Source organism: Cupriavidus sp. 01L46 (genome assembly GCF_056399905.1).
In genome coordinates, this window is sequence record NZ_JBFTSF010000298.1 from 1 (window position 1) to 7136 (window position 7136).

Below are 7136 nucleotides of genomic sequence, written 5' to 3' on the forward strand. Positions count from 1 at the left end.
CAGCGCGGTCGTGCGCCTGCTCAATTCGACGATCTACGACGCATTGAAAATGAAGGCCAGCGATATTCACCTTGAATGCCGGGCGAACGGCCTGGTGATCAAGTGCCGTGTGGACGGTGTGCTGACGGTGGTCGGCCGCGCGGAAGGGCGAGGCGTTGCCGACCAGGTGCTGTCGCGCGTCAAGGTGATCTCGGAGCTCGATATCGCCGAGCGGCGGGTGCCGCAGGATGGTCGCTTCAAGGCCCAATATGCGGGGCGGGACATCGATTTTCGCGTGTCGATCATGCCGAACCTGTTCGGCGAGGATGCCGTTCTTCGCATTCTCGATCGCTACCAGCTATCGCAGGCGTCGGGTGGCTTGACGCTCGAGGCGCTCGGCTTCCAGGAGGCCGATATGCGCTTCATGCGCTCGGTCGCTTCGATGCCGTACGGCATGCTGCTAGTGACCGGGCCCACGGGCAGTGGCAAGACTACCACCCTTTACGCAATCCTGACCGAAATCAACGACGGCCTCGACAAGATCGTGACGATTGAAGACCCGGTTGAGTATCAGTTGGGCGACATCCTCCAGATTCCGGTGAACGAAGCGAAGGGGCTGACGTTCGCCCGGGGGCTGCGTTCGATCCTGCGACACGATCCCGACAAGATCATGGTCGGCGAAATCCGCGATCCCGAGACCGCGCAGATCGCCGTGCAGGCGGCGCTCACGGGGCATCAGGTCTTTACGACCGTGCACGCGAACAACGTGTTCGATGTGATCGGCCGCTTCACCAATATGGACGTCGATCCCTATAGCTTTGTGTCCGCGTTGAACGGCGTGGTGGCGCAACGCCTGGTTCGCCAGTGCTGCGCCGATTGCGCGATCGAGGAGGCGGGAGACGCGGACGCGCTGGCACGTGCCGGGATCGATCCTGAGATGGCAGCGGGCTTTCGCTTCCGCAGGGGGCTTGGCTGCGCCGCCTGTCGTGGCTCGGGCTATCGTGGGCGACGCGCCATTGCGGAGGCGCTGCGGATGAACGACGAATTGCGCGAACTGCTGTCGGAGCGGGCGCCRCTTGGCCGCATCAAGAGCGCGGCGCTGCGCCACGGGATGGAGACCCTGCGCACTGCGGCGGTCCGGCTGATGGCGAAGGGCGAAACGACCCTCGAGGAGATCAATCGTGTCACGATCGTCGAATGAGGTCCTCGCAATCGGGCTGGGCACCTGTGCCGCCGCGGTCGGGGTGCGCCCCACGAGGCTGCAGTATCTGCTGCGCCTGGCGCAGCGCGCGCGCCGCGGGGCAAAGGCTGTCAGCGCGCCGCCGTCCATGCCGCCGGTCATCGAGCACGCCAGCATCGCGATGGTCGAGGCACAGCACTTCTCCGAGCAAGGAGCGCTCGACGTCCTGCGTCAGGCATTGGCGCAAGCCCCCGGTGTTCCTGAACGTGCGACGAAATCGAAGCGCCGTGCGTTCATCGTGCTGGATGATTTCTGGGCCAATCACGGGATCCTGCGGGGCGACTTCCGCACCATGCGCGCGCGGGAGGTAGAAGATATCGCCCGGAGCTATTTCGCGGAGACGTTCGGGCTCGATGGCGATGCCATCATGATCCGCACCGTGGTGCAGCGGGGCGGCAGGGCCGTGTTTGCCAGCGCGTTGTCGAGATCGCTGCACGATGGCATCCGCGATGTCAGCGCGGCGGCAAGCGTGGAAGTGCAAAGCCTGATGCTCGGGCTGCCTCAGGCGATGAATCGGGCCCGCCACAGCGTCGGCGGCAGCGCTTCGATGCTGGTGGTGGTGGCCGAAACCGTACTGCACGCCGTGCTGATGGACCACAACCGCTGGGTCGCCTATGGCGCGCACCGTCTGTTTGCCGACGATGTCGCCGATACATCGCGGCTTGCGGCCATTACCGAACAAGTCTTCGAGCGGTTCTCCAATACGCGGCGAGAGGACTGCACGATCTATCTAGGCGGGATCGACCTTGATCCCTCTGCATTCGAGCGGCGGTTCGCCACCGTGCGCCGCCCGCAGGGGATCGTGTCGAGTGCAGCAGCCCCGCTGCGCTTGATGGGGTTCGCGCTATGATGCCGCTGCTCAAGATCGACTTCAGCCGGCGCCCGGCAACATTGGCTCCAGGCGGCGTCGTGCTGCTGGTTCTGGCGGGATTGATGCTGCTGCTCAGCGCCAGGGCTCTGTGGCTCKCCTATCAGGACAATGATCGTGYCCGAACCCAGTTCGGCATAGCAGCGCGCGAAGAGAACGCCAGTCAGCACCCGCCCAAGACCGCGCCCACGCCTGCCGCCAGATTGGCCGAAAAGCAGGGCGAGGCGATCCTGCGCGAGCTTACCGTGCCATGGCAGAGCCTGCTGTCCATCGTGGAAGATTATCCTGCCCGCGATGTTGCGCTGATCGGTATTGATCAAAGTCCCGCGCAGAGCCAGATCCGCATCACGGCGGAAGCCAAGGATGCCGACGGGATGATCGCCTACCTGAAGTATCTGCAGGGCAGCGAGCTCCTGCACGAGGCGGTGTTGAGCGGTCACCTGATCGAGACCAACGTGCCCGGGACGCCGGTGCGCTTCCAGATCGTCGCAGTGTGGAGAAAGCCATGACGACCCGCCGGCTTGCCGATCTGCTGTTGACGCTGCATTTCGAGATGCGGCGCGCATTTGGCGTGCCAGGCCTGCTTGGCGCGCTGGCGCTAGGTGTGGCCGCCGCGACATGGGCCGCGGTTCCCACCGTGCAGGCGCAGACCAGAGGCTTGCTTGACAGCGCACGGCAGGCCCGTGCCGCGAAAGCACGATATCCTGGCGACGCTGGCCGGGTCCCGGCCGAAGTGAATTCCCTGGGTAAGCTGCCGGCTTTGTTCACGACCTTCGCCGAGAGYGGGAACGACATCGCCGTGATCTTCTCCCAGGCGCGCGAGAGCCATCTGACCCTGGGATCGGCACAGTACCAGATCGTTACGGAGCCTGGGGCAGGATTTACGCACTACCAGGTCGTGCTGCCAGTCAAGGATCAGTACGGCACGATTCGCCGTTTTGTTGCATCCGTTCTCAACAGCGTGCCAAACGCCGCGCTGCAGGAGATCCATGTCGAACGGCCAGCGGTGGACGGCAATGTTCTCGATGCCCGTATCCGCTTCGATCTGATCTATCGGACGAGCCGGCCATGAACAGCGCATTGGTCCGGAGAATACTGATTGCCGGCATGGTTCTGGCGACCGCCGCATTGATTGGTTGGGACCAAGCGCCGGAGCTCCGCGTGCCGGCCGTGGCCTCTGCCATCAGGGCTGCTTATGGACGCAGCCTGCCGAGCAGGTCAGGCGTCATGCCCGCCGCCCCTCCGGCTTCGATAGCTGAGGCACCGCGGCGCACGCAAGCTGCGGCGAGCGAGCCCGCGGCGCGCCTGGTTGCCGAGGTCGCGCCGCGCGAACAGCTTGCGGCGTTGCGTGCGCCGCTGTCGCCAGATACGGGCCACGATCCATTCAGCGTTTCGTCCTGGCTTCCCCCGCCTGCGCCACCGGCACCGCCCGCTGCGGCCCCGCCTCCCCCGGCACCCACGGCGCCGCCGTTGCCGTTTGCCTATGTGGGCGCGCTGGGTGCGGACGTATCGAAGGAGCAAGTGTTCCTGAGCAGCGGCGACCACTTGTTGATCGTATCGTTGGGGGATGTGATTGACGGGCAATACCGCCTCGAGGCGATCACGGCAACAGGTGCGACCTTTACCTATCTGCCGCTTAACGTGAAACAGTTCATGTCCACCCAGGGCGAAGGAAAGTAAATGAAATCCCGGTGCAGATCGGACGCCGCCTGCAGAGTAGAGCGCTGCGACGCGTCCCTCAGGTCAATAGCCGCGTCAGGTTGCACGGCTCCTCGCGCGTCTTATGCCAGCTACCACGCGCGTCGATTCAGTGCGGCGCTGATCGCGATGGTGCTCGGTGGCTGCGCGGTGGAGCCAGGCGCGTTGCGTAACGCGAGCATTCGCCAGCCCACCGATGCGCAGGTACAGCTGAACTACATGCACGAACGCAACGGCCAGATGAACGCAATTCTGGATGAAGTGGATCGGCTGCGAGCCAGCTACCAGTTTCATGAAGCCGTGCTGAAGCTCGATGAGGCGAGCAGGATCGATCCCACCAGCGAGCGAGGGCGGAAGCTGGGCGCGGCGCTACAGATCGATATGCGCGATCTTGTCATCCTGGCGGAGGTTCAGCGGATGCTTGAACGCGGATCGTATGACAGCGCGGCGGAACGTGTGCGCGACGTGCTCGCGGAGAATCCGACCAACGTCCAGGCACAGCAGATGAAGAGGCTGATCGAAGACAAGCGGCGGCAGCTGCGGGCCGCGCGCGAGGAGAAGAGCGCGGCCGCGTCGATCATGCGTACGCCGGTGACGCTGCAGTTTCGCGACGCGAACGTGCGGATGGTCTTTGAAGCACTATCGCGCACGTCGGGCCTGAATGTCATCTTTGACCGTGATGTGCGCACCGACCTCAAGACGACGATCTTCGTGACCAACGCCGCGATCGAGGACGCGGTCAATCTGATCTTGTTGCAAAACCAACTGGACAAGAAGGTCCTGAATGCGAACACGCTCTTCATCTATCCAGCCACGCCAAACAAGCAACTGGAGTACCAGGAGCTGAAGGTCCGCACCTTCCAGTTGTCGAACATCGACGCCAAACAGGTGCAGGCCTTGTTGAAGAGCTTGTTGAAGATCAAGGAGATCGTGATTGACGAACATGCCAATACCCTGTCGATTCGCGGAACGCCCGACACCATTCGGCTCGCGGAACAGCTGATCGCCGCACAGGATCTTCCCGAACCCGAGGTCATGCTGGAGGTGCAAGTCCTGGAAGTCTCGCATGAACGGCTGACGGACCTGGGAATCGCATGGCCGAACAGCTTCACGATGGCCACGCCAAATACGGCGTCCACATGGGGCGCCCTGCACACGCTGCCGATCAACCAGCTGGTGGTCAGCGGGCTGTCGGCAACGGCCAACTTCAAGCTGACGGATACCGATGCGAACCTGCTTGCGAGTCCTCGCATCCGCACCCGTAACAAGGAAAAAGCAAAGATCCTGATTGGCGACAAGGTGCCGGTGATATCGAGTTCGAGCACCCCGAGCACCAGTGGCCCTTCCTATGCGCAAAATATCCAGTACCTGGATGTCGGTATCAAGCTTGAGGTGGAGCCGCAGGTCTACCGCGACGACGACGTCGGCATCAAGATCAGTCTCGAGGTCAGCAACATCACGAAGACAATATCGAGCAGCAACGCACAGACCGGCCTCAGCTCGCTGGCTTACCAGATCGGCACACGCAGCGCATCGACCAGTCTGCGACTCAGGGACGGCGAGACACAGGTCCTCGGCGGCCTGATTTCGGATGCCGATCGCACCACGGCGGAGAAGGTGCCTGGCCTGGGCCAGTTGCCGGTGCTCGGGCGCTTGTTTTCGGATCACAACGGCGACCACGTCAAGACGGAAATCGTTTTGCAGATCACCCCGCACATCATCCGTCCTCAACGCGTCGCGGATGCCGATACGCGTGAAATCTGGTCCGGGACGGATACCAATGTGCGCACCGAGCAGTTGCGTCTCGATGCCACCAGCGCTGAAGCTCCGGTTGCCGCGCCCGGCACGCCTTTCAAGCCGGGCCGGGTTGGGGGCGGGACCGTCTCCCCGCCAGTTCCCGTAGCACCCGTCGCGCCGGCGAGTATCGACGGGGCCGCGGTTGGAGGCAATGCAAAGGCTGCGGCGGCCGGCAGCGCGGTGCCGCCCGCACCCCTCGTGGTGCCTCCGAGAGGCTCGCTGGGCCTGCCACCCGCGGCGCCTCGGACGACTCCGCCGCCCGATCCGTTCGCGGCGCGGTTCCCGGCCATCCAGGCCGCGCCGCCGGCGCCAGCCGCCGCCGCTTCCGCCCCGGCCGATGCGAGCGCAGCAGCGCAGGACGCAGCCGCTGCGGCTGTGGTGCCGCCGGTGCCGCCACCCCCGGTGGCGCCCGCACAGCCGCCCGCGCCCATCGTGAAGATGCCGTCGAACGAGATGGCGACCGAGAACCCCCTCTATCCGATCCCGGGAGCGCACTGACCTATGACGCCCGCGACCCGGACAACGCCTTGCCGCGGCCGCTGGCGCCTGTATGGCCGCGGCTTCACCCTGATAGAGCTGGTGGTGACGCTGGCGCTGGTGGGTATCGTCGCGCTGGCGATCGTGCCATTCTCGGAGTTGATGGTGCAGCGCGAAAAGGAGCAGGAGCTGAGGCTGGCGCTGCGGCAGATCCGTACCGCCCTGGACGCCTACAAGGACGCCAGTGACTTTGGGTTGATCGAGAAGGAGGTGGGGGCGTCGGGCTATCCGCCGACGCTGACCGTGCTGGTAACCGGGGTCAAGAATGCCAAGGACCCGAAGGCGGGGTTGCTGATGTTCCTGCGCAGCGTGCCGCGCGATCCGTTCTTCACCGGCGACGCCACCACGCCGGCGGAGGAAACGTGGAACCTGCGAGCCTATGGCAGCGTGKAGAGCAATCCGCAAGGCGGCAATGACGTGTTTGACGTGTCTTCCAGGGCGGAACGCCTGGGTCTCGACGGCATTCCCTACAAAGAATGGTGAGGCGCATGATGAAGCCCGCTCGCGGCCAATGGCTCCATGGGTTTACCTTGATCGAACTGGTGGTCGTGATGGCGATCATCGGTTTGCTGCTAACGATCGCGCTGCCGCGCTACCTGCACAGCATCGATCGGGGCAAGGAGCAGGTGCAGCGGCAGAACCTGGCCGTGATGCGGGACGCGATCGATAAATACTACGGCGACAACGGCCAGTATCCGGAGAACCTGGACGAGCTGGTGCAAAAGCACTATCTGCGTAGTGTTCCCGAAGATCCCGTCATGGGCGGTACCGCATGGACAGTGATTGCCTCGCCGGATGCGGACAAGACGGGGGTCTATGACGTTGCGCCGGCCAGCGAAGCGGCCGCTGTTCCGGTTGCTGCCGCGGCCCCCGGCCCCGCGAAATGACCTGCGCCCGCCGGCAGCGTCGTCCGATGCGTCATCGCCAGGGCAATGGCGCCCATGGCTTGGTGATGCTGGCATTGCTGATTGCCCTGATCCTTGTTTCAGTGGCATTGATGGGCGCGCTCGATGTCTG

The 7136-nt window shown here is 64.2% G+C and carries 8 protein-coding genes; all 8 read left to right on the plus strand.

Annotated features, from left to right (window positions below; genetic code table 11):
* A partial coding sequence (locus AC1DS3_RS32155) for a GspE/PulE family protein (RefSeq protein WP_477128740.1) occupies positions 1 to 1180 on the plus strand: 1180 nt, incomplete at its 5' end.
* A complete protein-coding gene (locus AC1DS3_RS32160; RefSeq protein WP_441640717.1) occupies positions 1161 to 2069 on the plus strand; it encodes a hypothetical protein in 909 nt (302 codons plus the stop codon). The genes AC1DS3_RS32155 and AC1DS3_RS32160, both read left to right, overlap by 20 nt.
* Positions 2066 to 2596: a hypothetical protein gene (locus tag AC1DS3_RS32165; protein WP_477128741.1), complete on the plus strand. Its 531-nt coding sequence runs from the start codon at positions 2066 to 2068 to the stop codon at positions 2594 to 2596. The genes AC1DS3_RS32160 and AC1DS3_RS32165 overlap by 4 nt, the downstream gene beginning before the upstream one ends.
* Positions 2593 to 3159 (plus strand): hypothetical protein, encoded by a 567-nt coding sequence (locus AC1DS3_RS32170; protein WP_441640739.1) that lies wholly within the window; start codon positions 2593 to 2595, stop codon positions 3157 to 3159. The genes AC1DS3_RS32165 and AC1DS3_RS32170 overlap by 4 nt, the downstream gene beginning before the upstream one ends.
* Positions 3156 to 3767, plus strand: coding sequence for a hypothetical protein (locus tag AC1DS3_RS32175; protein ID WP_441640719.1), 612 nt, complete (start codon positions 3156 to 3158; stop codon positions 3765 to 3767). Before AC1DS3_RS32170 ends, AC1DS3_RS32175 begins: the two co-directional genes overlap by 4 nt.
* Positions 3768 to 6080 (plus strand): secretin N-terminal domain-containing protein, encoded by a 2313-nt coding sequence (locus tag AC1DS3_RS32180; RefSeq protein WP_441640720.1) that lies wholly within the window; start codon positions 3768 to 3770, stop codon positions 6078 to 6080.
* Positions 6081 to 6083: 3 nt separating this feature from the next.
* Positions 6084 to 6602 (plus strand): type II secretion system protein, encoded by a 519-nt coding sequence (locus AC1DS3_RS32185; protein WP_477128742.1) that lies wholly within the window; start codon positions 6084 to 6086, stop codon positions 6600 to 6602.
* Between the two features lie 8 nt (positions 6603 to 6610).
* The gene (locus tag AC1DS3_RS32190; protein ID WP_441640740.1) at positions 6611 to 7006 is read left to right on the plus strand and encodes a type IV pilin protein; all 396 of its coding nucleotides are present in this window, start codon (positions 6611 to 6613) and stop codon (positions 7004 to 7006) included.
* Positions 7007 to 7136 lie beyond the last annotated feature (130 nt).